Source organism: Micromonospora sp. MGP-C2 (assembly GCF_057766525.1).
Genome location: NZ_JBYMEN010000002.1, coordinates 4,428,707 through 4,452,370 on the forward strand (window position 1 = coordinate 4,428,707; position 23,664 = coordinate 4,452,370).

Below are 23,664 nucleotides of genomic sequence, written 5' to 3' on the forward strand. Positions count from 1 at the left end.
GCAGGGTCCGAACGGCTCGACCGATGTCGCGCCGTGGACCCGGGCGCGCCTCCCGCGCCTCGCCTCGACTGATCGGTGCAATGTTTCCCGGGTCCGCAGCCGTCGTCAGGGGCAGGAGACCCGGGAGGTGCGGTGACGTACGAGGAGTTCGCGGACACGCGGCTGGCCCCGCTGCTGCGGTACGCGGTGATGCTGACCGGCGATCCACATCAGGCCCAGGATCTGGTTCAGGAAACCATGGTCCGGGTCCAGCTCAACTGGCGTCGGGTCGCCCGGGCGGACTCACCCGAGCGATACGTGCGCCGGATGCTCACCAACCAGTACGTCGACTGGCGGCGCGGCTCCTGGGTCCGCCGGGTGCTGCTGCGCGGAGAGCCCGACGCGACGGTGCCGGTGACCACCGACCACGCCCAGTCCGCCGTGGACCGGGACCAGATCTGGTCCTGGCTGTCCCGGCTGCCGCGTCGGCAGCGGGCCGCCCTGGTGCTGCGCTACTACGAGGACCTGCCCGACGCCGAGATCGCCGACATCCTCGGCTGCGCCGTCGGGACCGTACGTTCGTCCATCTCCCGGGCCCTCGCCACGCTCCGGGCCGAGTACGTGGAGGCGTGAACATGCTTGAGGACGACCTGCGTGCCGCCTTCACCCGGCACGAGCCGTTGACCCCGTCGACAGGTCCGCTGCGGGCCGCGATCGACCGGATAGCCGCGACCCGCCGTCGTCGCCGGCAGCGGTTCCAGGCCACCGGCGTCACGCTCGCCCTGCTCGCGGCGCTCGGCGTCGGCGTGCCGCAGTTGCGCCCCGACCGGCCGGCATCGGATTCGTTCCAGTCCGGACAATCGGCTGGCTCGTCGAACGGGTCGCTGAACGTCCTGCTGGTCGGCGTGGACGGCTTCGGGGAGGAACCGCCGTACCGGTTGGCGGACTCCGTCCTGCTGGTGCACGTCCCGGCCGACCGGAGCCGGCCGTACCTCATCTCGTTGCCGCGCGACCTGGAAGTGTCGGTCCCCGGACGGGGGATCGACAAGCTCAACAGCGCGTTCTTCACCGGTGCCACCGAGCCCCGGCCCGACCTGGACGCCGGCTACGACCTCACCCGCCGGGTGGTCGCGGACCTGACCGGGGTACGCGTCGACGCCGGCGCGGTGCTGACCTTCGCGGGGCTGCGCCGGATCACCGACGCGGTCGACGGGGTGAAGGTCTGCCTCCCGAAGGAGGTGAAGTCCTGGCACACCCGCCGGACCTTCCCGGCCGGTTGTCAGCAGCTCGACGGAGCTGCCTCGGTCGACCTGCTGCGGCAACGGCGGGACCTGCCCTCCGGTGCGCTCGACCGGGACCGTAACGCCCAGCGCTACGTCGCCGCGCTGATCCGGCGGGCTGTCGCGCAGGACGTGCTGACCAACCCGGCCCGGCTCGCCGCGCTGCTGTCCGCGGCCGGTAAGGGGATGACGGTCGACGACGACGGCCTGCCGCTGACCCGGCTGATGGCGGTGCTACCCGAGCTCAAGAGCGTCGACCCGGTGGGGCTCAGCCTTCCGGTCGGCCCGCCGGTGCACCCCTCGGCGCGGCTGCCGCTGGATCCGAAGCAGGGCCCGGCGTTCCTCGCCGCGTTGGGCGAGGACCGGTTGGCACAGTGGGTGGCGCAGCACCCGGAGCAGGTCAACCCCATCAAGTGAGGTGACCCCCACGGACCGCGACAGCGCCGCGCCACCCTGGTACGGGACGGCGGGGCGCTGGTCACGCGGGGTGGGTCAGGCGACGAAGCGGCTGGCTCGGCGCCGGGCGAGCAGGTAGGCGCCCGCACCGGCGACGAGCAGCAAGCCGCCGAGGCCGGCGATCTGCCCGGTGGAGGTGCCGGTGATGGGCAGCGAACCACCGCCACCACCGCTGCCTCCACCGTCGCCACCGCCGCCACCGCCGCCCGGGGCCGGGTTGACCACGATGGTGGCGCGGTCGTTGGCCGGTTTGATGTCGTCCTCGAAGTTGCCGCCGCCGGGGCACTCGCACGGCGCGTTGACCCACACCGAGCCCCGGGCATTGCGGATGACCTTGTCGATGCGCAGCCGGAAGTCGATGGTGTAGGTCTCACCGGCTATCAGGAGCATCTCCGACTCGCACTGGTACGTGCGGGTGCCTGGCCGCAACTGGCAGTTTCCGGGGACCTCGACGGCGGTGGTGCCCGGTGGCAGCTCGACGACCGTGTGGGTGGCGGCCTCCCAGTCCGCGTTCGTCTTGTCGAGCGTCGCGGGGCCGTTGTTCCGGAAGCCGACGGTTGCCGTGACGACGGCACCGGCCCCGCCCCTGAGCGTGTCGCCGATCGCCGCGAGATCGGTGCCGTTCCTGCCAGTGACCTTGATGGTCCATCCGGTGTAGTCGTAGCCCGGGCCGACGTCGGTCTGGTCGGCCTGCCGCATCCGGCTGGGTGCCTCGGCCAGGGTCAGCTTCGGGCCGATCCCGCGGGTGGCGGCCCGAGCGCCGGCGGCCTCCCGCACCCGGGTCAGGTCCTCGAAGTCGGCAGTCGTCAGGAACTGCGCGTAGCCGGACTGGTTGGTCGGTGCGTAGGTGTCCTTGGCGAGTTCGAAATTCAGTGTGGTGGCGAGTCCCTCGCCCACCGGGATCTCCTCGTCAAACCGGCAGGACTCCAGGTGGTCGCCCGAGTAGAGGCAGTTGCTGAACCGATCCCTGGTTCGGATCGAGTAGCCGAGGTCGAAGACCGCGACGAATCCCGTGATGGTCTTCTTGCCGGCGTTGGACACGGCCAGCGGCACGCTGACCTTTCCGCCCGGCTTGGAGGTGTGCTCGGTGAACGGCCCGCCGGCCAGGTCCACCCCCTCGCCGATGCGGACCTGCGAGGTGTAGCTGCCCCGCTGCCCGCCGGCCGCCTGAAAGCTGACCACGACGTCGCCGGAGTCGCCGACCTGCGCGTCCTGGGTGGCGGCCATGTTCACCCGCTGGGTCACGCCGCGGTGGATTCCGCTGCCACGAGGCGGGAGCTCGCTGAGGGAGACGCCGTAGCGCTCCTCGCAGACGAGAACGCCGGGCTCCGGTGCCGCGCACTCCTGCCCATCGGCGGGGGCGACGGTGATCTTGCTGGCGAGGGAGCGGTAGTCGTACCGCACGGAGACGTCGTTGAGGGTCGTCGGCTCGTCGGCGTACAGGAGCAGGCGGTTGGTTTTCGTCGAGCCGACGGCCAGTGTGGTGTCCTGGAAGTAGGGCTCGATTTCGGCAGCGGCGACGGCCGGGGTGGCGGAGGCGGCGACCAACGCGCCTGCGGCGCCGAGTCCTACCAGGCAGCGGAGCCAATGCTTGAGCATGGGGGTCCTCCCGTGGGATACAGGTGGCGCCCGTCCAACCTAGGCAGACCCCGGCTCCTCCGACAGACCTAGCGGATCGATGACTGTCTAACGAGCCGAACGGCTGAGCAGGTCTGTCGCAACGGACAGCCGACCCTGCGACGGGGTCAGCGGTAGTCGTCCTCGTCACCGGTGACCACCCGGGCCTGCTCCATCGCGTCCCAGTCGTCGACCTCGAGGCCGCGCTGGGGCTCGCCGTCGGCGTCGGCGGGGCCGACCACCGTGGCCTGCTCGACCGCGTCGGCCGAATCGGCCTCGGGGTCGCGCTCGTCAGGGGCGAGGTGGTCGCCGGGAATGAAGTCCTCGTCGGGCTGACCCATCGTCCCTCCCGGGGTCTCGGGGCACGGTTCCCACCCACCGTACGGGTTGCGTCGGCGCCGCGCCCGGAAGCGGAGTAGGCGGAATCAGCCCTCGACGACGCGACCCGATGCCAGGATGGTGCCGTGGGCTTCCTCATTCGACTGGCGATCACCGCGGTCGCTCTGTGGATAACCACCCTGATCGTGCCCGGTGTCGACGTGCACGGTCGCTCGGGTGGCAACACCGCGCTCACCCTGATCGTGGTGGCGCTGATCTTCGGCGTGATCAACGCCGTGCTGAAGCCGTTGATCAAGGTCGTCGGCTGCGTGTTCTACCTGCTGACCCTGGGCCTGTTCGCGCTCGTGGTCAACGCCCTGCTGTTCCTGCTCACCGACCGGATCGCCCGCGGGCTCGACCTGCCGTTCCAGGTGGACGGTTTCTGGGCCGCGTTCTGGGGAGCCATCGTGATGACAGTGGTCACCTGGCTGATCAGCGTCATCGTGCCGGACAACCTGGACCGCCGGTGAACAGCTGACACCCGGGTCGGTTGTTCCGGCGCACCTCACCTACGGGATACTGCCGGGCGGAGGACAGCGCGGTCCGGCGCACAAATGAACAACAGCGGCCAGCACGGCCGAGAGTGGTAAGTAAGGAGCGTCAACATGCCCATCGCTTCCCCCGAGGCTTACGCGGAGATGCTGGACCGCGCCAAGGCTGGCCGGTACGCGTACCCCGCGATCAACGTGACCTCCTCCCAGACGCTGAACGCGGCGCTCAAGGGCTTCGCCGACGCGGAGAGCGACGGCATCATCCAGGTCTCCACCGGTGGCGCCGAATACCTCTCCGGCCCGTCGATCAAGGACATGGTCACCGGCGCGGTGGCGTTCGCCGCGTACGCGCACGAGGTCGCCAAGAAGTACTCGGTGAACATCGCCCTGCACACCGACCACTGCCCGAAGGACAAGCTGGACGGGTTCGTGCGTCCGCTGATGGGCATCTCGCAGGAGCGGGTGAAGCGCGGCGAGGAGCCGCTGTACCAGTCGCACATGTGGGACGGTTCGGCCGTGCCGGTCGCGGAGAACCTGGAGATCGCCGCCCAGCTCCTCGACGAGGCCGCCAAGGCCAAGATCGTCCTTGAGATCGAGGTCGGTGTCGTCGGTGGCGAGGAGGATGGCGTCGAGAACGCCATCAACGACAAGCTCTACACCACCACCGATGACGGCCTGGCCATGGTCGAGGCGCTCGGCCTGGGCGAGAAGGGCCGTTACATGGCGGCGCTGACCTTCGGCAACGTGCACGGCGTCTACAAGCCGGGCAACGTCAAGCTGCGTCCGGAGATCCTCAAGCAGATCCAGGACGCCGTCGGCGCCAAGTACGGCAAGGACAAGCCGCTCAGCCTGGTCTTCCACGGCGGCTCGGGGTCCCTGCTGAGCGAGATCCGTGAGGCCCTGGACTACGGCGTGGTGAAGATGAACATCGACACCGACACCCAGTACGCCTTCACCCGGCCCGTCGTGGACCACATGCTGCGCAACTACGACGGCGTGCTGAAGATCGACGGCGAGGTCGGCAACAAGAAGCAGTACGACCCGCGTGCCTGGGGCAAGGTCGCCGAGGCTGGCCTGGCCGCCCGGGTCGTCGAGGCGTGCGAGCACCTTCGCTCCACCGGCACCACGATGACCAAGTAACGACGTACCACCGACGGCCGGCTCCCCCTCGGGGGAGCCGGCCGTCGTCGTTCAGGCGGTGAGCAGGCGGACGGCCTCGCGTACGTCGTCGGTGAGGTGGATCGTCGCCGACAGGTCACCGAACGGGGACGCGGCCAGCAGCGGACGCAACAGCGCCTCCACCGGCAACTCCACCGTCCAGTACGCGCGGTCCAGGAAGATGTACGCGCCGCTGGCCCCGTCGGTGCCGTAGTAGGTCTTGGTGGCCGCCTGGAACACCTCCTGCACCGTGCCCGCCCGCCCCGGCGCGAAGACGATGCCGCCCCGGGCGAGTCGCAGGATGGTGTCCTCCCGGATCGCGTTGGAGAAGTACTTGGCGATCCGCCCGGCGAACAGGTTCGCCGGCTCGTGCCCGTACAGCCAGGTCGGGATGGCCAGTCCACCGGCTCGCGCCCAGCCCAGGTCGTCGCCACGCTGACGGGGAACGCTCGCGTACCGCTGCCGGACCGTCAGCGCGGTGGCCGTGTACAGGTGGTGGTCGGTGAAGTCCGGTGCGGTGGCCAGCAGGTCGATCGCCGCCGTCACGTCGGTCGCCGGCCGGTCCGCCAGGTAGGCGCCGAGGTTCGCCGCCTCCATCACCCCGGGACCGCCGCCGGTCACCACCAGGCGGTCGGCCCGCGCCAGCTCCCAACCCAGCACTGCCGCCATCCGGTACGCGGGACTGCCGCGCCGCACCGCGTGCCCACCCATGATGCCCACCACCGACTGCGGCCCGTGCCCTGCCAGCCAGGCGCGGGTGGCGTCGGTCAACGCGTTGTCCACGCCGTGGTCGTGCAGCCGCTGACCCAGCGCCTCCTTGACGTCCGGCAGCGCGCCGCCGTGCGCCCGGTAGTGGTCGTACACCCGGGTGTCGTACATCCCGGTGAACCCACCCTCGGCAAACCCCTCAGCCAGTTCCTCCGGGGTGTAGAGGTGTGTCGGCTGGGTCGGGTAAGGCAGCCCCGAGAACGGCGGCACCACGTTGGCGCCGCGTCGGACCAGGTCGGCGCCGACGTCCCGGGACGCGAAGCGGCAGCCCACGAAGAGGGTGCCGGCGACGTCGACGCCGGTCAGGTCGGGCACCGGTGCGAGGTCGAGACGCAGGCCCTGCACGGTCAGCCCGCTCAGTCGGCCGGCGGCCAGTTGGCGGTCGAACTCGTCCCGGGTCTGGATCTCGCCCGCGTGCAGGTGCGGCTCGATGACGTCCGCAGGAGGTGGGGTCGGCACCCGGCCATCCTGCCCCCGCAGCGGGTGCGGCCAAACCTCGGGCCCGGGTTGAAACGACAGGAGCCCGGTGGTCGTGGCCACCGGGCTCCTGCGTTGCCGGTTCCTGGGGAGGCTCCGGACCATTAGTTGTAGTGGAAAACACCTGGCAGCGGCATAGGCCGCAGGCGTGACCAACTCCTCAGCCGTTCAGCGGAACGTGTCGGCCGACCCGCTCGCGTGTCGCCCTGTCCAGCGGGTTGAATGGGGCGATGCAGAACCTTTTGCCAGAGCCACCGGCCACCCGCCTGCCCGCGAACAACGAGGCCGACGCCGCCCTGGCTGCCGCCGAGGAGGCCGGCACCGATGAGGCGTTCGCCAGCGTGGCGGCCGGCTTTCCCACCTACAGCGCGGCCTGGGCGGAGCTCGCGGCCCGGTCCTTCGCGCAGGGCCAGGTCGTGACCGCGTACGCCTACGCGCGCACCGGCTACCACCGGGGCCTCGACCAGCTGCGCCGCAGCGGGTGGAAGGGGCACGGCCCGGTGCCGTGGTCGAACGAGCCCAACCGGGGCTTCCTCCGCTGCCTCTACGTGCTGTCCCGAGCTGCGGACGAGATCGGCGAGGCCGACGAGGCAGCCCGCTGCGCCCAGTTCCTGCGTGACTGCGACCCGGCGGCGGCGGACGCGCTCGCGAGCAACTGAGCCCGATCCGACGGCCGGCCCGACACCGGGCCGGCCGTCGGAGGCTCACAGCCCTTCGGCGACCGCGGCGGCGATCTTGAGCCAGGCGTCCCGGGTGGCCGAGGAGAGCCCGCCGTACCGGATCGGCTCACCCGTGTCGATGAGCCGCTCGTACGGGGCCAGCAGCACCGCCCGGGTGCGGGCCGCGAAGTGCTCCTGGATGGCCGGCAGGTCGATCTCCTTGCGGGACGGCGGCATCGACACCACAGTCACCGCCTGGCGGACCAGCCGTTGCCGGCCGCTCTGCTCCAGGTGGTCGAGCATTCGGGCGGCCGTCTCCGCCGAGTCGTTACGGGCCGACATGGTGACCACCAACTGGTCGGTGGCGTCCATCGAGGCCTGCCAGTTCTGCGCCCGCACGTTGTTGCCGGTGTCCACGAAGATCAGTTTGTAGAACCGGCTGACCACCTCGCGGATCTCGGCGAACGCGGCCGCGGTCAACATCTCGCCGCCCGTGGCCGACTCGTCCGAGGCCAGGACGTCGAACATTCCCTCGCCCTGCGAGCGCACGTACTGCGACAGGTCGCCGACCCGCCCGTGCGCGCCCTGGAACTGCCCGAGGTCACGCAGCATGTCCCGCACAGTGCGGGAGTGGAAGTCCTGCTGGGCGCGCATCCCCAGGGTGCCCTGGGTCTCGTTGTTGTCCCACGCCAGCACGTAGCCACCGCGCTTCTGACCGAACGTCATCGCGAGCAGCAGGATGGCCACCGTCTTACCGGCACCGCCCTTCGGGTTGACCACGGTCACCTGCCGCAGCCCGCCGAAGTTGCGGCGCACCATCTCGATGTCCCGCTTGAGCTCCTGCTCGTGCCGCCCGGGAGAGAGCCGGAGCAGCCCCATCTTGTTGACCACCGCGCGTACGCCCATGGTCGCCACCGGGTCGGCGGGCCGGACCTGTCGACGCTTGCTGAAGTCCTCGGCGGTCGGCACCGCCGTGGACTCCGGCGTCCAGCTCGCGTCCGGGTATCCGGTGGTCGGCACCTGGGCCACCCCCTCGGCCTCCTGGTAAGGCTGACCAGGAGGTGCGCCGGGCGGGCCCTGCTGCCACGGCGGGGGATACCAGCCAGGGGACGGCGGGAACGGCCCGGGCGGTGCGGCCTGCTGGGGAACCTGCGGCGGCAGGTTGCTGAACTGCGTCAGGTCGGGCGGAGGCGGGATCGGCGTCGGGCCGGCCTGACCGGGAATCGCCGGGTTGAACGCCTGGACGGCCTGGCCGGCCTGGCCAGACTGACCGGCCTGCCCGGGGCCGGCCTGCGGGACGCCGGAGTGCGGCTGCGGCGGGGCCGGGATCGGGGGCGTCGCCGTGGCGCCCTCGTCGTGGGTCGGTGCGGCTGCGCCGGCCGGCCGTTGCGGCGGATACGCCCACGGCGACTCGCTGGCCGGCCGTGCCGCTCCACCAGCGGGCCCGTCCTCGCCGGTCCCGCCAGCCTGCGGCGCTGGTCCGGCCGTCGCGGACTCCGGCGTCGCCGGAGCTGCCGGGGCGGGGCCCGCGGCGGTGCGGCCGGTGGGCTCTGCCGGGGCGGGGGCCGCGGCAGTGGGCTCTGCCGCGGCGGTGCGGCCGGTGGGCTGTGGCACGGTGGCGCGGCCGGTAGACGGGGCACCTGCGGTGGGGTTGTCCAGGGTGAACGGCAGGTCCAGGTCGACACCGCCCGGGTTGACCGGCGGGGCGGGGACGGCGGCCGTGCCGCGGTCACCTGGCTGCGCCTGCGTCGCGCCGGCTGCGGTGCTCGCCCCCTCGGGTCGGCTGTCCGTCGGCCCGAAGGCGGTGTTCGGTGCCGGAGGAACCCCGGTGCCGCCCGGGACGCCGTTGCTCGCCGGAGCGTTGCCCGCTGGCGGCGTGCCCATCGCCGGCGGCGTGCCCGTCGCCGGTGGACCGGGCGGCGTCGCCGCGGCGGTCGGAGCGGCCGCTGGTGGCCAACTCGGCTGCGGCGGCCCCCAGCCCGACCCTCCGCCGGCCGGGCCGCCAGCGCCCCAACCCCCGGGCGCCGGAACGGCACCGCTCAGCGACGGGTAGTCGGACGGCGAGGGTGGCGGCAGCGGGGCAGCTCCGGGCTGTCCGGGGACCGGCGGCCGGTTGATCGGCGGGGCCGCCACCGGCGGCGTAACCGGCCCGGGGGCGGCCGACGACGGCGCGCCCCGCTGCTCGGCGACCGCCGCCCAGGGCGGTACGACGGTCCCCGCGCCCCGGTCGGTCGGATCCGGTGGCCAGAGTGGTTCGATGTCCCGCTCTGGCACCGGCTGCTGGCCGTGCACCTGCGCCCGGTCGGCGTTCTCGTCCATTAGGGCCCTCCCCAGTCCTCCTGCGAGGATAGGCGCATCCGCCCACGAGGGGCGGGCGGCGCAGCCGAGGTCGGCCGCTCCGCGCCGTCGACGTCAGATCGACCAGACCGCCCAGGCGCCCGGCTCGACCCACCAGGAGCGCTTCCGGGTCAGCTCGCCCTCGACACCATCGTCGAGGTACGGCACCTTCCCCTCCCTGGGCAGCACCGAAACCGCCCGGCCACGGGCCCGCCGAACTTCGAGGCGTACCCGTTTGCGGCCGAACGCCGAGCGGACGACCACCGGCACGGCAACCGCGACCTCGACCTGGCCGTCGGCCGGGTCCGGTGCGGTCAGCAGCGTGACGTCGTCGAGCGTCGCGTAGCCGCCGGCGTTGGCGACCGCGCAGGCCAGCAGCGGCTCGTCACCGTCGGTGAGGATGGCGTCGTCGACCTCCACCCGAGCCCGCCAGTGCAGCGGCCGCCCGGCGTCGTCGGCGGCACCGAGCAACGCACCGTCCAGCGTCACCGAACCACCGTCGTTGCGCAGCAGGTCCAGTCGGCGCGGCGTGCCGTCCAACACCGCGGCGGCCACCACCGCCGGGTCACGGGGCAGCCCGAGCTGCGCGGCCAGGTCGCGGTGGGTGCCGCCACGGGCCGGGTCGAGCGGGAGTACGCCCACCGGCGGCAGGTCGGGCAGAGTCCGGTTGCCGGGCAGATCCGCGGGGCGCTTGCTCGGCGCCGGGGCGTACCGCCGGACCAGCCGGCGCAGCACGGCGCGCAACTGCCCGTCGTTGGCCGTCGCGACGACCAGCCGGGTCTTGCCGTCCGGGTCCGGCCAGGTGAGCCCGTCCGGGCGGACCGGCCCGTCGAGCCGCGCCAGCACCGCGTCGATCTCCGCGTCCGAGCGGGCGGTGACCATCTCCACCCGGGCGCCTCGGGCGTTCAGCGCGTCGGCACAGGCCAGCACCGGCACCCGTGGCCGCTCGGTGGCGCACCGCTCGGTGTCACCGCCGGCCTCAGCCCGGGGTGACTGACTGGCGTCGGCCTGGTCGGTGTCGGTCTGGCCGGTCTCGGTCTGGCTCGTCGAGCTGGTGTCGGTCTGGCCGTTGTCGGTCTGGCTCGTCGGGTCGGTGGCGGTCTCGGCCGCACCGCCGCAGCAGGCCCCGCCGCTGCCACAGCCCCCGGGAGCGTCCCGCTCCGAACCGAGGGTGAGCAGCACCACGTCGTACACGGAAGGAGCCTCCTGCCTCTCGACGCGACCCCTGCCGGCCGCGCCGTCATTACTTGTTAACCTGACACCCCGGGCTCGCCAACCGGTCGCCACCTGGCACCCGAGCCTTCTGGAGGCGGAAAAGATGCCAGCGATCGTGCTCCTCGGCGCTCAGTGGGGCGACGAGGGCAAGGGCAAGGTTACCGACCTGCTGGGTGAGCGGGTCGACTACGTCGTGCGCTACTCCGGCGGCAACAACGCCGGCCACACGGTGATCACCCCGGACGGCCAGAAGTACGCGCTGCACCTGATGCCGTCCGGAGCGCTCTCGCCGAACGCGATGATCGTCATCGGCAACGGTGTGGTGGTCGACCCGAAGGTGCTGCTCGCCGAGATCGACGGCCTGGCCGAGCGTGGCGTCGACGTGTCCCGACTGCGGATCTCCGGTGACGCGCACCTGATCATGCCGCACCACCGGGCGCTGGACCGGGTGATCGAGCGCTACCTCGGCTCGTCCCGGATCGGCACCACCGGCCGGGGCATCGGCCCCGCGTACGGCGACAAGGTCGCCCGGATCGGCATCCGCCTGCAGGACCTGCTCGACCCGGGCATCCTGCGCAAGAAGCTGGAACTCGCGCTGCGCGAGAAGAACCAGATCCTGTTCAAGGTCTACAACCGCAAGGCGATCGACCTTGAGGCGACCGTCGAGGAGTACCTGGCGTACGCGGAGCGGCTCAAGCCGTACATCGCGGAGACCCGGGCGATGCTCTGGGACGCGCTGGACCGCGACGAGACGGTCCTGCTGGAGGGTGCCCAGGCCACCATGCTCGACATGGACCACGGCACGTACCCCTTCGTCACCTCGTCGAACCCGACCGCCGGTGGTGCCTGCGTGGGTGCCGGCATCCCGCCGACCGCGATCAGCAAGGTCATCGCGGTGAGCAAGGCGTACACCACCCGGGTCGGCGCGGGACCGTTCCCGACCGAGTTGTTCGACGCCAACGGTGACCACCTGCGCAAGATCGGCGCGGAGTACGGCACGACCACCGGGCGGGAGCGCCGGTGCGGGTGGTTCGACGCGGTCGTGGCCCGGTACGCCTGCCGCCTCAACGGTGTCACCGACCTGGTCATCACCAAGCTGGACGTGCTCACCGGCATGCCCAAGGTGCCGATCTGCGTCGGCTACGAGATCAACGGCGTCCGGGTCGACGACATGCCGATGAGCCAGACGGACTTCCACCACGCCAAGCCCGTCTACGAGGAGCTCGACGGCTGGTGGGAAGACATCACCAAGGCGCGGACGGCCGCCGACCTGCCGGAGAATGCCCGCCGCTACATCGCCCGGGTAGAGGAACTCTGCAACGCCAAGGTGAGCGTCGTAGGCGTAGGCCCAGGCCGAGACGAAAACGTGGTCCTCCACCCCCTCCTCCCCTAACCGCCCAGGGTCCTTGCTTGGTTGATCATGAAGTTATTGCTGTCCTGCCCGGCGTGTCATGGCAATAACTTCATGGTCAACGGGGGCTAGCTGCGGGTTATCCACAGGGGCTCGGTGGTTGTCCACAGGGGGGTGCCCCCGGCTTGTTGGTCGGCCAGGGTGGCTGGGTGGACGCTCTGGACGTTGTGCGGCGGATTTCGGCCGCTCGGAACGGCATCGTGACGATCAAACAGGCGCGAGCTGCCGGCTTGAGCACGTATGAGGTGCAGCGGTTCTGCCGCTCCGGGCGCTGGCGCGCCGTGGCGCGGGGAAGCTACCTCGTGGACGCCGACCTGTATGACGGCGTGCCTCGACGGGCGCGGATCAGAGCGGCGATGGCCTCCTTTGGTCCGGCGGCCACCGCAGTGCTCTCAACAGCGGCTGAGCTGCACGGACTGGCCGGAATGCCGGCCACCGAGTTGATTCATCTGTCGATGCCGGGCCCGGCCGTCCGGCCGGTTCGATCCGCACATCCACAGGTGGTGGTCCACCAGTTGGTCATCCCGCCCGAGCACCTCGTTCGAGTGGATGGGATCACTGCTACAGAGCCACTGCGCACCCTCGCCGACCTCTGTCTGCGGGCTGATCGTTACTCGGCGGTCAGCGTGTTGGACTCGGCGGTGAACCGGCGCCTCGTGGCCCCGAATGACCTGCTCGCCATCCCGCGCCTCGTACGGGGACGGCGGGGTGCGATCGCCGCGCGTGGCTATCTCGGCGAAACGGACGGACGGGCGCAGTCGCCGCTCGAGACGCGTGCCCGCCTCCGCTGCGTCGACGGCAGGGTTGCGCCAGACGCGTTGCAACTCGAGGTCCGCGACGACGACGGCTATCTGCTCGGCATTGGCGATCTCGGCTGGCGTGGGCCCCGGATCATCGCCGAGGCCGACGGCCGCGGTCCGCATGACGTTCCCGAAGCTGCATTCGCCGACCGCCGCCGGCAGAACCGTCTGGTCAATGCCGGCTGGACCGTCCTCCGCTTCACCTGGCAGGACACCCTCCGCCCCGACTACATCCCGTGGACGGTTCGGCAGGCGATCGCCGCTGCCCGGCGCCGTTGACCATGAAGTTATCGCCGAGACACGCCGGGACGGTGAGCAATAACTTCATGATCGACGGCGGTCGACCGGGGTTCGGGTGGGGGACAGTAGGATCTCGGTCGTGCGGGTTCTTTTGGTTGGTGGTGGTGGGCGGGAGCATGCGCTCGCCCTCGGGTTGGTGGCGGATCCGGCTGTTTCCGCGGTTGTTGCCGCACCTGGCAATCCGGGGATCGCCTCGGTGGCTGAGCTGCGGACGGTGAACGCTTCCGATCCGGACGCCGTGGCGGCGCTGGCCGTGGAGACTGCCGCTGACCTGGTGGTGATCGGGCCGGAGGCGCCGCTGGTCGCCGGGGTTGCCGATGCTGTCCGCGCCAAGGGGATCGCCGTCTTCGGTCCATCCGGTGCTGCCGCGCAGCTGGAGGGCTCCAAGGCGTTCGCCAAGGACGTGATGACCGCCGCCGGCGTACCGACCGCTCGGGCGTACGTCTGCACGGACGAGGAGAGCACCGCTCGGGCGCTGGACGAGTTCGGTGCCCCGTACGTGGTGAAGGACGACGGGCTCGCCGCAGGCAAGGGCGTGGTGGTGACCGACGACCGGTCCGCCGCGTTGGCCCACGCGAACGAGTGTGGACGGGTCGTGGTCGAGGAGTTCCTCGACGGCCCGGAGGTCAGCCTCTTCGTGGTGACCGACGGTGAGGCGGCGCTGCCGCTGCTGCCAGCTCAGGACTTCAAGCGCCTCGGCGACGGGGACACGGGGCCGAACACCGGTGGCATGGGGGCGTACGCGCCGCTGGCCTGGGCACCTCCCGGCCTGGTCGACGACGTCATGCGCGACGTGGTCCACCCGACGCTCGCGGAGATGCGCCGCCGGGGCACCCCGTTCGCTGGTCTGCTCTACGTCGGGCTCGCGATCACCGCCGCCGGCCCCCGGGTGATCGAGTTCAACGCGCGCTTCGGTGACCCGGAGACCCAGGTGGTGCTCGCGTTGCTGGAGACCCCGCTGGGCGGGCTGCTGCACGCGTCGGCCACCGGCACGCTGGCCGAGCATCCGCCGCTGCGATGGCGGGACGGCAGCGCTGTCACCGTGGTGCTCGCCTCCGCTGGCTATCCGGCCGCGCCGCGTACCGGCGACGTCATCACCGGCGCGGACCGGCCGGGCATCATCCACGCGGGCACCGCCCGCCGGGCCAGCGACGGCGCGTTGCTCTCCGCCGGCGGCAGGGTCCTCTGCGGTACGGCCACCGGCTCCGACCTGGCCGCCGCGCGGGACGCCGCGTACGCGCTGGTGGACGGGGTGGAGTTGGCCGGCTCGCAGCACCGCACCGACATTGCCGCCGCCGCCATCGACGGCCGGATCACGATCCCGGGGTGAGCAGCCGCCGGGCCGACGGCTGGGCGGCACCTCAGCCGAAGTAGCGGCGCAGTTCGCGGGTGAGCACCTTGCCGGTGGCGTTTCGGGGCAGGTATTTCACGAAGATCACGTCCCGGGGGACGCTGAAGCGCGCGAGATAGCGCCGGACATACTCGCGTACCGCATCGGGATCGAGCGTCTCGTCGGGGTGCAGGGCGAGGAACGCGGACAGACGCTGGCCGTACTCGGGGTCGGGTACGCCGATCACGGCCACTTCGCGGACCTGCGGCAGTTGGGCGAGCAGATCCTCCACTTCGGAGGGGAAGACGTTCTCACCACCGGAGACGATCATGTCGTCGGCCCGTCCGTCGACGAAGAGCAGCCCGTCGGCGTTGAGCCGGCCGAGGTCGCCGGTGTCGAGCAGACCGTCGCGGGTTTCCCGGCTGGTGCCGGAGGTGTAGCCCTCGAAGAGCATCTCGTTGCCGACGAAGATCCGCCCGACCCGTCCGGTCGGCACTGGCTGGCCGTCCTCGTCGAGCATTTCCAGCCGGGTGCCGTGCGGCGGCCGACCGGCGGTGGTGGGTGCCTGGCGCAGGTCCTGCGGGCCGGCGATGGACGCCCAGGACACCTCGGTGGAGCCGTAGAGGTTGTACAGGACGTCGCCATAGGCATCCATGAACTTCGGTGCCAGTCCGCCGGGCAGGGCGGAGCCGCTGACGGCGACGACCTTGAGTGGGGGGCGCGGGTCCGGCGGGGGCACCTCCATCAGTCGCTGCACCATCACGGGTACGGCGAACAGCGCGTCGCAGCGGTTGGCGGTCAGGGCGGCGAGTGTGGCGGCCGGGTCAAAGCGTCGGTGCAGCACGATGGTGGCCCGCAGGGCCAGGCAGACCTGGAGGGCGGCGAATCCCCAGGTGTGGAAGATCGGTGCGGCGATCATCACCCGGGTCCTGGTGTGCAGCGGGATGCGGCCGATGATGGACACCAGTGGGCCGAAGCCTTTCGGCGTGCGACGACGGGCGCCCTTGGGCGTACCGGTGGTGCCGGATGTGAGCACGATGATCCGGCCGTCCTGCTCCGGCGGGCGCAGTTCGCCCGGCAGCGCGCCGGCCACCAGCTCCTCGCGGGCGCGTTCGTCGAGCCGCGGCAGCTCGGCGGGGAGTCCGAGGACCCGCTCGGCGAACTCGTCGTCGTGCACCAGCAGTCGCAGCTGTTGCTCCTCGGCGATGGTGCCGAGCTGGGCCGCGGAGAGCCCGGTGTTGACCAGCACCGCGTCGACGCCGAGCAGGGTGGCGGCGACGATCGTCTCGATCAGCCCGTGGTGGTTGCGGCAGAGCACGCCGATCCGGTCGCCGGTCTGCACGCCGTGCCCGGCCCGCATCGACCTGGCCATCCGTTCGGCCCGGTCGAGCAGGTCGTGGTAGGTCAGCTCGACGCCGTCCTCGTCGACGACCGCCGTCCGGCCGGGATCCCGGGCGGCCGCCTGGCGCAATTCGCCAGCCAGGCTCCACCCCCAGGTACGCAGGGCGTTGAGTTGCGCGGCGACTCGGACCGGGTTGCCGGGGGTGAGCAGTCCGCGACGGGTCAGGGTGGCGACGGTGAACGGCAGGTCCATGCCGCAGACCTCCTAGGGGTGGTGCGCGGACGGGGCAGTGGCCTGCCCGTCCATCAGGGCTTCTTCCTTGATCATGCACTGGGGGCGGCTGAAGGCCCAGTTGGCGTCGGCGCGGGGTGACGAAGACGGCACAGATCGTGGAGTCCGGGCCACCGTCGGCCCGACCCGCCTTGAGGAGGCGCCGGGCCGACGGCGGTCAGCGGATCTGCATCCCGGAGATCGCCCGGGAGATCACCAGTCGTTGGATTTCCGAGGTGCCCTCGAAGATGGTGTAGATCTTGGCGTCCCGGTACCAGCGCTCGACCGGGTGGTCGCGCAGGAAGCCGGCCCCGCCGAGCAACTGCACCGCCTTCTCGGTGACCGACACCGCCACCTCGCCGGCCTTGAGCTTGGACATCGAGCCCTCGCCCGCGGTGAACGGGCGGTTGTTGCGGCCCATCCACGAGGCGCGCCAGACGAGCAGCCGTGCCGCGTCGATTTCCATCCGCATGTCGGCCAGCGCGAACGCGACCGCCTGGTTCTCGATGATGGGCCGTCCGAACTGGACCCGGTCCTTCGCGTAGTCCAGGGCGTACTCGTAGGCGGCCCGGGCCACGCCGAGCGCCTGCGCGCCGACCGTGGGTCGGGACAGCTCGAACGTGCGCATCGCGGCCTGTCCGGTGACCCGCTGACCGGAGCGGGCCCGGTCGAGGCGTTCCAGCAGGGCGTCCCGCCCGCCGAGCAGGCAGCGGCCGGGCACCCGTACGTCGTCGAGGAAGACGTCGGCGGTGTGTGACGCTCGGAGGCCGAGTTTGCGCAGCTTGCGGGTGGCGGCCAGGCCGGGGGTGCCCGGCGGTACGACGAACGCCGCCTGGCCTCGGGAGCCGAGTGTCGGGTCGACGGAGGCGGTGACCACGTGCACGCCGGCGATCCCACCGTTGGTGGCGTACGCCTTCTGGCCGTTGAGCACCCACTCGTCGGTGGCCTCGTCGTAGACGGCCCGGGTGCGCATCGCGCCGACGTCGGAGCCGGCCTCGGGTTCGCTGGTGCAGAACGCGGCGACGGCCGGTGAGTCGACGTCGCCGAAGCACTGTGGCACCCACTCGACCATCTGGTCGGGGGTGCCGGCGCCGTAGATGGCGGCGACGGCGAGTGAGGTGCCGAAGATGGAGAGGCCGATGCCGGCGTCACCCCAGAAGAGTTCCTCGCTGGCGATCGGCAGGGAGAGCCCGGTCGGGTCGGCCCAGCAGGTGGCGAGGAACTCGAAGCCGTAGAGGCCGACCTTGGCGGCTTCCTGGATCACCGGCCACGGGGTGTCCTCGCGCTCGTCCCACTCGGCGGCGGCCGGGCGCACGACCTCGGCGGCGAAGCCGTGCACCCAGTCGCGTAGATCCCGCTGTTCCTCATTCAGGTCAAGCGAGAACTCAGCCATGTCAGGCCTTGGGGATGTCGAACAGGTTGGCGATGTTGGCGGCGAGGCCGAGGTCGCCCTTTGCCTTCAGCTTGCCGGTCATGAACATCATCACCGGGTTGGCGCCACCGGAGACGATCTTCAGGAACTCGACCGGCCCCATGGTGAGGCTCAGCTTCGGGTCGTGCTGCGGGGTCTCGTTCACGGCGCACGCGCCGTCGGCGATGACCACCTCGTAGGTGTCGCTGCCGCCGTCGGGGCGACCGGTGATGATCCAGTGGATGACCGCGTTGGTCGAGCCGGCCCGGTCCGCGCGGAACAGCGACGGCATCCGGCCGAACACCTCGCCCAGGACCTTGTCGCGCATGTCACCGGACATCACCTGAGCGATCTTGTCGTCCGGGGTGGACTTGACCAGCTGGGCGAACTCCTTGGGGCCGACGTTGGCGAAGGTGGCCGGGTCGAAGTCAGTCATCAGGTGTGCCTTCCGGAAGATTTGGCTACTCGTGCGTAACCCTACGCACGAGTAGGTATGCTCGCAAGGTGTCCACCGTCCCCGCCTTCAAGCGCCTGCCACGCGCCGTCCGCGAGCAGCAAATGCTCGACGCGGCCGTGAAGGTCTTCTCCCGTCGCGGCTTCCACGCCGCCAGCATGGACGAGATCGCGGAGGACGCCGGCATCTCCAAGCCCATGGTGTACGCGTACCTCGGCACCAAGGAGGAGCTCTTCGTCGCCTGCCTGCACCGGGAGGGCACCCGGATGATGCAGGCCATCGCGGGAGCCGCCGCCCCCGACCTGCCGGCCGACGAGCGGCTCTGGCGTGGGCTGAGGGCGTTCTTCGGCTTCGTGGGCGCATACCGGGACGGCTGGGCGGTGCTCTACCGGCAGGCCCGGGGCGAGCAGCCGTTCGCCGGGGAGCTGGCCGCGATGCGGGCTCGGCTGGTCGAGGTGGTCGCCGGGATGCTCGACCACGCGCTGCGAGCCGAGGGCCGTGAGATCACCGCCGTCGACCTGGAAGTCGTCGCGTACGCCCTGGTCGGCGCGACCGAGTCGCTGGCCGACTGGCTCGCGGACCACCCGGACGCCGACCCGGAGAAGACGGCCACCCGGATGATGAACGTGGCCTGGCTCGGCGCCGCCCAGCTCCTGCACGGAGCGACCTGGCGCCCACCGGTCGACTGACCGGTCACCGCACCGGGGTCCGACCCAGCGGCGCGGTCACCGGCGCCGGCCGTCGGTCGGACGCTGGCGAAACTCCAGGCGGGCGACCGTGTGCAGCTGGCCATCCTGGTGCACGACGCTGACCTGCCGTGACGGGTGGCAGGGTGGTCCGGCCCGGTCAGTGGCGGGCGGCCGCCCGGCGGTGCGCCCGGTGCCGCAGCCACCGGACGCCCTCGATGCCCAGCGTGATGATCACCGAGAGGCCGATCCCAGCGAGGACGCCCTTGACGGGGTGGCGCTCGAAGGCCAGCCCACCGAAGTAGCCGAGCAGCCCGCAGTACAGGGCCCAGGTGACCGTCGCGATCGCGTCGTAGAGAAGGAACGACCGGCGGGGATACCGCACCGCGCCCATGGTGAGGGTGACCGCGGTCCGGCCGCCCGGCAGGTAGCGGGAGGTGGTCAGGATCAGCCCGCCGCGCCGGTTCAGCGCGCGCCGGGCCCACTCGGAGCTGGCCTGTCGGCGGCTGCCGTCGGGAAACCCGGCGAGCCGGTTCGCGCCACCACCACGCCCGATGGCGTACGACACGTGGTCGCCGACGCAGGCGCCCACGGCGGCGGCGACGATCACCGGCGCCAGGTTGGGGTTGCCGCTGGTGGAAAGCACGGCGGCGGTGATGACGGCCGCCTCGCCGGGTACGGCCGGGAAGAACGCGTCGACCGCCGTGAGCCCGAAGATCAGCAGGTACACCCATGGTGAGGTGACCAGCTGTCGGAGCAGGTCGAGCGCGGAGTCCATGCCCCCATGCTCGCCGGGTGCGACCCGCCCGGTGGCCGAGTCGGCGGATCACCTCCTCCGGTCCCGGGCGTCAGGCCGCGCGGACCAGGGCGGGCGGGGCGAGCAGCGGACCGTGCGGGGTCTTGTCGTCGGCGGTGGGGCCGTGCGAGGTCAGCACCACCGGTGCGTCCAGCTCTGCGGACACCGCCTCCGCCCAGTCCGTCGGCGGGTCGTCGTAGAGCGGGCGGGAGCGCAGCAGGCGGGCGGTGAGCGCGGCCTGCCGGTCCAGGCCACCGGGTGGGCCCGGGGTGAGCCGGTCGGTGGTGTCGTAGCGGCGGCAGATCCGTAGTTCGGGGCCGGCGAGGTCGAGGTGGGTCAGGGCCAGGCCGTCGACCCCACCGGCCACGGCGAGGGCGTACCGGTGGGCGACCGCGTCGAAGTGGCCGAACCGGAACCGGCCCTGCCACGGGTTCGTCGGGTTGTGTGGATCGGCCAGCGGCAGGGTCGGGTCCTCGGTCACCAGCGGGCCCGCCCCGTGCCGGGTGGTGACCAGCCGGAGCACCCCGATCCTGGTCGCGCGGGGCTGGCCCGCCTCGGCGAGCAGACTGTCGGCGTTGGCGAACGTGGTGGTGCTCCACGTCGTGTACGGGTGGAAGCCGTGCCACTCGTCGAGCAGCACCCCCTGCGCGCCCTCGAAGACGCAGGTCCCCGAGCGCAACGCCCCGGTGAGCCAGCTCCCGTCGACGATCGCGACCCGCCCAGCGAACCCGGCGAACGCGGGCAGGCAGTCCTCGACCGGTGGCGCGTCCAGTGGGCCGAGCTCTGCGGTCAGCCGCTCCCGCAGGGCGGTCAACCGGCGACGCAGCAGCGTTGGGCTGCGGCAGTCGGCGACCCGGGGCGCGTCGTCCGGGTGGGCGAGACCGTACGCAACGGTCTCGCCCACCCCCAGCCCGCAGGAGCCGTGCCGGTCGGCTCCCCGGGCGATCTCCCGGGACTGGTTGGCGGCCCGGTGGTACGGGGTGGCGAGCAGCGCGTCGGAGTCGACGGTGAGTCGGTCGAGCGCGTCGGTCACCCCGACCATGGCGAGATGGTCGGCCTCGGCGGCCAGCGCCAGCGGATCCACCACGACGTGCCGCGACAGGTGCGTACGGACACCGGGATGGAACGTGCCGGCGCCGAACTGCGCGAACGTGTGGTGCCGCCCGTCGCGCAGCACGACGTTGTGCGCCGCCTGCGCGCCCCCGTTGAAGCGGACCACCGTGTGCACGGGCCGGGTGGCGCAGAGCCAGTCCACCACCGTGCCCTTGCCGGCGTCCCCGTAGCCGAGGTCGACCACCGCCACGTGCCTCACAGCCGGGTCACCCCACCGGTGGTGTCGGTGAACGCGGGCAGCGTCGACACCTCGGCCCGCCGTCCCCGGCCGAGGCGGGCCAGTGCCTTCGAGACGGTGCCGGTGGCGCTGGAACCGGCGTGGTCCAGGTGGCGCAGGCCCTCGTCCAGGTCGATGGCCTGCTCGCCGAGGCCGATGGTGAGCGCGATGGTCTCGCAGACGGCGTCGAGGTCGTCGAGCACCACGGCGTTCTGCCCGAGCAGGCCCCGCCAGAAGTCGAGCACCTTGGCGTTGCCGGCGTAGTGGCTGCCGGCGGGGAGCAGGAAGTAGGTGTCCCAGCGGCGGGTCACCTCGTCGAAGATCTGCCGCAGCGGCACGTCCTCGGTCAGGTCGTCGCCCATCAGACGGGCCACCTCCCGGGCCTTCACCTGGGGGTACGCCAGCTCGTCGCCGATGATGAACAGGTAGCCGCGCCGGCCGCGCTTCTCCCAGTTGTCGGTGGCGGTGTGCCGGGCCATGAAGTACATGGCCAGCTCGTACGACTCGCTCATCTGCCCGCCGCCCCCGCCTTCGAGGACGATCCGGCCGAGGTCGTCGTCCATCCGGTTGTCCGACTCGAACTGGCCCACCTGCAACGGCACCCGGTCGCAGGTGGCGTCGCCGATCGCGCCGAACATGATCTGCGGGTCGCTGGCGTACCCCTGCCGTTGCAGCAGCCCGAGCAGTTGCGGCAGCTTGGTCTGCAGGACACGCGGCACCTTGAGCATCGAGCCGGTCACGTCGAAGAGCACGGCGACGGGCGTCGACCGGGGGTGCTCGTCGGAGTCGCGGCTCTCGCGCATCCCGTCGCGGGGGTCGAGCGCGGTGTGCACGGTGCGCGCCCCGCTGTCGCTGTAGGAGAAGGCGCTCTTGCCGGTGGACCGGCGGTAGCGGTCGGCGGCGTCGTACACGTCGGTGGACCAGATTCCACTGCCCATGACAGCTCTCCTTAGGGGGTGAGGGTGAAGGGTCGGAAGGTGCGTGGCCCGTAGAGCCGGTCCAGCACCTGGTCGAATTCGCGCAGCAGGCGCCAGGCGTCGTCGGGTCGGGCGTCCAGCGACCGCTGCCGGCAACCCTGCGCGAAGGCGTGCAGTTCGCGGGGCGCGCGTGACCCCATCAGCCAGCTCATGCAGCGGCTGGCCATCGCGATGTCGGTGCCCGGGCCGCACTGCCGCTTCCGGGGGACCTCCTCCGGGTACCACGCGTCGTCGTGGCCGGGCACCATTGCCGGGATCGTGCCGCCGATCGGGGCGGAGAAGCACCAGTCGATGAGCACCACGCCGTGGGCGGCCGGCTCGATCAGCACGTGTCGCGGCAGGACCGCGCCGTGCACGATGCCGGCGCTGTGGGCCAGGCCGAGCGCCACCAGCAGCCGCCGCCACATCCAGGCGACGTCGCGGGCGTCCAACCCGTCGGGGTACGCGCGCCGCACCTCGTCGAGGTCGTGCAGGCCGGGCGCGGTGGCGAGCACGTTGATCCGCCGTTCGGCGCCGGTCGCGGCGTCGCGGTGCGGGAACTCGTCGACGAGCCGGGGCACGTACGGCAGGTAGCGCGGGTCGCCGCGCTCGGCGATGGTGTGCAGGGCGTGTGCCTCACGGGCCATCAGGTCGTTGTCGGCGGGCCGCCGGGGGAGCTTGAGCAGCCGGCCGTCGCCGACGTCGTAGAGGTCGGCCAGGTCACCCGAGTGGGCCGGCGCGCGGAGCCGGTAGTCGCCGAGAACGGTGACCTGCCGGGCCTGCCACCGGGTGGTGACGTGGATGAACGCGTCGACTGCCTCGGCGCGTACCGCCGGGTCGGCCGGCAGGCGGTCGGGGTGCAGGGCCGCGACCAGCTCGCGGTAACGCCGGGCCGGCTGGTCCGTGCCGAACAGGTCGGCGTCGGTGCGGGCCGCCGCGACCAAATCGATGGCCGTGGCCGTCCTCATCGCACCGTCTCCTCGCGGGCGGGGCGCAGCAGAGCCGGGTGCAGCAGTCGGGCGTCGCCGGCGCGGTAGAGCCGGGCGCGGGGGCCGCCGCGGGCGCCACCGCGCTCGGTGCTGGCGCCGGTGCTCTCCACGAAGCCCGGCACGGAGAGCACCTTGCGGTGGAAGTTGCCGGCGTGCAGCGGGTGACCCCACACCGTTTCGTAGACGGCGCGCAGCTCGCTGATCGTGAACTCGGCGGCGAGGAAGCGCGTGGCGAGCGGCGTGTATTCCAGCTTGGACCGGGCCCGTTCCAGCGCGTCGTCGATGATCCGGTCGTGGTCGAAGGCGAGCTGCCGGCTGGTCAGCGCGGTCACCGGCAGCCAGATCGCCTCGTCGGCGTCGGTGCCGGCGGCCGGGTCCGGCAGGTCGGGGGCGAACGCGAGGTGGGCGATCGAGACGACGCGCATCCGCGGGTCGCGGTCGGGCGCGCCGTAGCTGCCCAACTGCTCCAGGTGTACGCGGCGCAGCCCCTCGCCGCCGAGCCCGGTCTCCTCGGCCAGCTCGCGCCGGGCGCCAGCGGTCAGGTCCTCGTCGGGTTGGACGAACCCACCGGGCAGCGCCCAGTGCCCCTCGAAGGGTGCCTGGCCGCGCCGGATCAGCAGCAGGTGCAGCGCGTCGTCGCGGATGGTCAGCGCCACCACGTCGACTGTCACGGCAACTGACGGATAGGCCCGGGGGTCGTACGCGGCCAGGAACTCCTGCTCGTTCATCGCGTCTCTCTCATTCTGAGAACATCTCGCTGTGAGAACAACCTAG

22 protein-coding genes are annotated in these 23,664 nt (G+C 71.8%); 9 read left to right on the forward strand and 13 right to left on the reverse strand.

Annotated elements, in window-relative coordinates; translation table 11 throughout:
- The first annotated feature begins 132 nt into the window (after positions 1-132).
- The gene (locus AC3CF1_RS20305; protein ID WP_210791944.1) at positions 133-612 is read left to right on the forward strand and encodes a SigE family RNA polymerase sigma factor; all 480 of its coding nucleotides are present in this window, start codon (positions 133-135) and stop codon (positions 610-612) included.
- A gap of 2 nt (positions 613-614) precedes the next feature.
- Complete coding sequence (locus tag AC3CF1_RS20310; protein ID WP_355160270.1) at positions 615-1,676, forward strand: LCP family protein; 1,062 nt, start codon at positions 615-617, stop codon at positions 1,674-1,676.
- A gap of 75 nt (positions 1,677-1,751) precedes the next feature.
- Here AC3CF1_RS20310 and AC3CF1_RS20315 read toward each other — a convergent pair whose 3' ends face one another.
- Positions 1,752-3,314: an LPXTG cell wall anchor domain-containing protein gene (locus AC3CF1_RS20315; protein ID WP_488451043.1), complete on the reverse strand. Its 1,563-nt coding sequence runs from the start codon at positions 3,312-3,314 to the stop codon at positions 1,752-1,754.
- Positions 3,315-3,460: 146 nt separating this feature from the next.
- Positions 3,461-3,673 carry a hypothetical protein gene (locus AC3CF1_RS20320; protein WP_088950922.1) on the reverse strand — a complete coding sequence of 71 codons (213 nt, stop codon included), beginning with the start codon at positions 3,671-3,673 and terminating at the stop codon, positions 3,461-3,463.
- Between the two features lie 123 nt (positions 3,674-3,796).
- Between AC3CF1_RS20320 and AC3CF1_RS20325 the strand changes: the two genes are divergently transcribed.
- Together AC3CF1_RS20325 and fbaA are read left to right on the forward strand one after the other, a co-directional pair.
- Positions 3,797-4,180, forward strand: coding sequence for a phage holin family protein (locus AC3CF1_RS20325; protein ID WP_088950923.1), 384 nt, complete (start codon positions 3,797-3,799; stop codon positions 4,178-4,180).
- A 135-nt stretch (positions 4,181-4,315) separates the two neighbouring features.
- Positions 4,316-5,341, forward strand: coding sequence for a class II fructose-bisphosphate aldolase (gene fbaA, locus AC3CF1_RS20330; protein ID WP_488451044.1), 1,026 nt, complete (start codon positions 4,316-4,318; stop codon positions 5,339-5,341).
- Positions 5,342-5,392: 51 nt separating this feature from the next.
- Here the strand turns inward: fbaA and AC3CF1_RS20335 are convergent, their stop codons facing one another.
- Positions 5,393-6,586: an LOG family protein gene (locus tag AC3CF1_RS20335; protein ID WP_354982130.1), complete on the reverse strand. Its 1,194-nt coding sequence runs from the start codon at positions 6,584-6,586 to the stop codon at positions 5,393-5,395.
- A gap of 248 nt (positions 6,587-6,834) precedes the next feature.
- On the opposite strand from AC3CF1_RS20335, the gene AC3CF1_RS20340 reads away from it, so the two are divergent.
- Entirely contained in the window at positions 6,835-7,263 is a 429-nt protein-coding gene (locus tag AC3CF1_RS20340; protein WP_088950926.1) for a DUF3151 domain-containing protein, read from the forward strand.
- Positions 7,264-7,308: 45 nt separating this feature from the next.
- Here the strand turns inward: AC3CF1_RS20340 and AC3CF1_RS20345 are convergent, their stop codons facing one another.
- Both AC3CF1_RS20345 and AC3CF1_RS20350 read right to left on the reverse strand, forming a co-directional pair.
- Positions 7,309-9,582 carry a MinD/ParA family ATP-binding protein gene (locus tag AC3CF1_RS20345; RefSeq protein ID WP_488451045.1) on the reverse strand — a complete coding sequence of 758 codons (2,274 nt, stop codon included), beginning with the start codon at positions 9,580-9,582 and terminating at the stop codon, positions 7,309-7,311.
- A 93-nt stretch (positions 9,583-9,675) separates the two neighbouring features.
- Positions 9,676-10,794, reverse strand: coding sequence for a diacylglycerol kinase family protein (locus tag AC3CF1_RS20350; protein ID WP_488451046.1), 1,119 nt, complete (start codon positions 10,792-10,794; stop codon positions 9,676-9,678).
- 124 nt (positions 10,795-10,918) lie between these two features.
- On the opposite strand from AC3CF1_RS20350, the gene AC3CF1_RS20355 reads away from it, so the two are divergent.
- The 3 genes from AC3CF1_RS20355 (at position 10,919) to purD (ending at position 14,656) form a co-directional block, all read left to right on the forward strand.
- Positions 10,919-12,208, forward strand: a complete 1,290-nt coding sequence (locus AC3CF1_RS20355; RefSeq protein ID WP_088950929.1) for an adenylosuccinate synthase — start codon at positions 10,919-10,921, stop codon at positions 12,206-12,208.
- A gap of 167 nt (positions 12,209-12,375) precedes the next feature.
- On the forward strand, positions 12,376-13,305 hold the full coding sequence (locus AC3CF1_RS20360; protein ID WP_488451047.1) for a type IV toxin-antitoxin system AbiEi family antitoxin: 930 nt from the start codon (positions 12,376-12,378) through the stop codon (positions 13,303-13,305).
- A gap of 100 nt (positions 13,306-13,405) precedes the next feature.
- Complete coding sequence (gene purD, locus AC3CF1_RS20365) at positions 13,406-14,656, forward strand: phosphoribosylamine--glycine ligase (protein WP_330464480.1); 1,251 nt, start codon at positions 13,406-13,408, stop codon at positions 14,654-14,656.
- 31 nt (positions 14,657-14,687) lie between these two features.
- On the opposite strand, the gene AC3CF1_RS20370 is transcribed toward purD, so the two are convergent.
- The 3 genes from AC3CF1_RS20370 to AC3CF1_RS20380 form a co-directional block, all read right to left on the reverse strand.
- Positions 14,688-16,250, reverse strand: coding sequence for an AMP-binding protein (locus tag AC3CF1_RS20370; protein WP_488451048.1), 1,563 nt, complete (start codon positions 16,248-16,250; stop codon positions 14,688-14,690).
- 196 nt (positions 16,251-16,446) lie between these two features.
- Positions 16,447-17,661, reverse strand: coding sequence for an acyl-CoA dehydrogenase family protein (locus tag AC3CF1_RS20375; RefSeq protein ID WP_327647896.1), 1,215 nt, complete (start codon positions 17,659-17,661; stop codon positions 16,447-16,449).
- Position 17,662: 1 nt separating this feature from the next.
- Complete coding sequence (locus AC3CF1_RS20380) at positions 17,663-18,115, reverse strand: SCP2 sterol-binding domain-containing protein (RefSeq protein WP_354982121.1); 453 nt, start codon at positions 18,113-18,115, stop codon at positions 17,663-17,665.
- A 68-nt stretch (positions 18,116-18,183) separates the two neighbouring features.
- Between AC3CF1_RS20380 and AC3CF1_RS20385 the strand changes: the two genes are divergently transcribed.
- Entirely contained in the window at positions 18,184-18,822 is a 639-nt protein-coding gene (locus tag AC3CF1_RS20385) for a TetR/AcrR family transcriptional regulator (RefSeq protein WP_088950934.1), read from the forward strand.
- 157 nt (positions 18,823-18,979) lie between these two features.
- Here the strand turns inward: AC3CF1_RS20385 and AC3CF1_RS20390 are convergent, their stop codons facing one another.
- The 5 genes from AC3CF1_RS20390 to AC3CF1_RS20410 all read right to left on the reverse strand — a co-directional run bounded on the left by AC3CF1_RS20390 (position 18,980) and on the right by AC3CF1_RS20410 (position 23,618).
- Positions 18,980-19,597, reverse strand: a complete 618-nt coding sequence (locus AC3CF1_RS20390; protein WP_488451049.1) for a DedA family protein — start codon at positions 19,595-19,597, stop codon at positions 18,980-18,982.
- 70 nt (positions 19,598-19,667) lie between these two features.
- Positions 19,668-20,927 carry an adenylosuccinate synthetase gene (locus AC3CF1_RS20395; protein WP_488451050.1) on the reverse strand — a complete coding sequence of 420 codons (1,260 nt, stop codon included), beginning with the start codon at positions 20,925-20,927 and terminating at the stop codon, positions 19,668-19,670.
- Complete coding sequence (locus AC3CF1_RS20400; protein WP_088950937.1) at positions 20,924-21,883, reverse strand: hypothetical protein; 960 nt, start codon at positions 21,881-21,883, stop codon at positions 20,924-20,926. The genes AC3CF1_RS20395 and AC3CF1_RS20400 overlap by 4 nt, the downstream gene beginning before the upstream one ends.
- Positions 21,884-21,894: 11 nt before the next feature.
- A complete protein-coding gene (locus tag AC3CF1_RS20405) occupies positions 21,895-22,869 on the reverse strand; it encodes a protein kinase family protein (RefSeq protein ID WP_354982118.1) in 975 nt (324 codons plus the stop codon).
- A complete protein-coding gene (locus AC3CF1_RS20410; RefSeq protein WP_488451051.1) occupies positions 22,866-23,618 on the reverse strand; it encodes an NUDIX hydrolase in 753 nt (250 codons plus the stop codon). The genes AC3CF1_RS20405 and AC3CF1_RS20410 overlap by 4 nt, the downstream gene beginning before the upstream one ends.
- Between the last annotated feature and the right edge of the window lie 46 nt (positions 23,619-23,664).

Coding starts and splice junctions, on each gene's coding strand:
- AC3CF1_RS20310 (WP_355160270.1), top strand. CDS start 615: ATGCTTGAGGACGACCTGCGTGCCGCCTTCACCCGGCACGAGCCGTTG.
- AC3CF1_RS20315 (WP_488451043.1), bottom strand. CDS start 3,314: ATGCTCAAGCATTGGCTCCGCTGCCTGGTAGGACTCGGCGCCGCAGGC.
- AC3CF1_RS20320 (WP_088950922.1), bottom strand. CDS start 3,673: ATGGGTCAGCCCGACGAGGACTTCATTCCCGGCGACCACCTCGCCCCT.
- fbaA (WP_488451044.1), top strand. CDS start 4,316: ATGCCCATCGCTTCCCCCGAGGCTTACGCGGAGATGCTGGACCGCGCC.
- AC3CF1_RS20340 (WP_088950926.1), top strand. CDS start 6,835: ATGCAGAACCTTTTGCCAGAGCCACCGGCCACCCGCCTGCCCGCGAAC.
- AC3CF1_RS20345 (WP_488451045.1), bottom strand. CDS start 9,582: ATGGACGAGAACGCCGACCGGGCGCAGGTGCACGGCCAGCAGCCGGTG.
- AC3CF1_RS20355 (WP_088950929.1), top strand. CDS start 10,919: ATGCCAGCGATCGTGCTCCTCGGCGCTCAGTGGGGCGACGAGGGCAAG.
- AC3CF1_RS20370 (WP_488451048.1), bottom strand. CDS start 16,250: ATGGACCTGCCGTTCACCGTCGCCACCCTGACCCGTCGCGGACTGCTC.
- AC3CF1_RS20375 (WP_327647896.1), bottom strand. CDS start 17,661: ATGGCTGAGTTCTCGCTTGACCTGAATGAGGAACAGCGGGATCTACGC.
- AC3CF1_RS20380 (WP_354982121.1), bottom strand. CDS start 18,115: ATGACTGACTTCGACCCGGCCACCTTCGCCAACGTCGGCCCCAAGGAG.
- AC3CF1_RS20390 (WP_488451049.1), bottom strand. CDS start 19,597: ATGGACTCCGCGCTCGACCTGCTCCGACAGCTGGTCACCTCACCATGG.
- AC3CF1_RS20400 (WP_088950937.1), bottom strand. CDS start 21,883: ATGGGCAGTGGAATCTGGTCCACCGACGTGTACGACGCCGCCGACCGC.
- AC3CF1_RS20405 (WP_354982118.1), bottom strand. CDS start 22,869: ATGAGGACGGCCACGGCCATCGATTTGGTCGCGGCGGCCCGCACCGAC.
- AC3CF1_RS20410 (WP_488451051.1), bottom strand. CDS start 23,618: ATGAACGAGCAGGAGTTCCTGGCCGCGTACGACCCCCGGGCCTATCCG.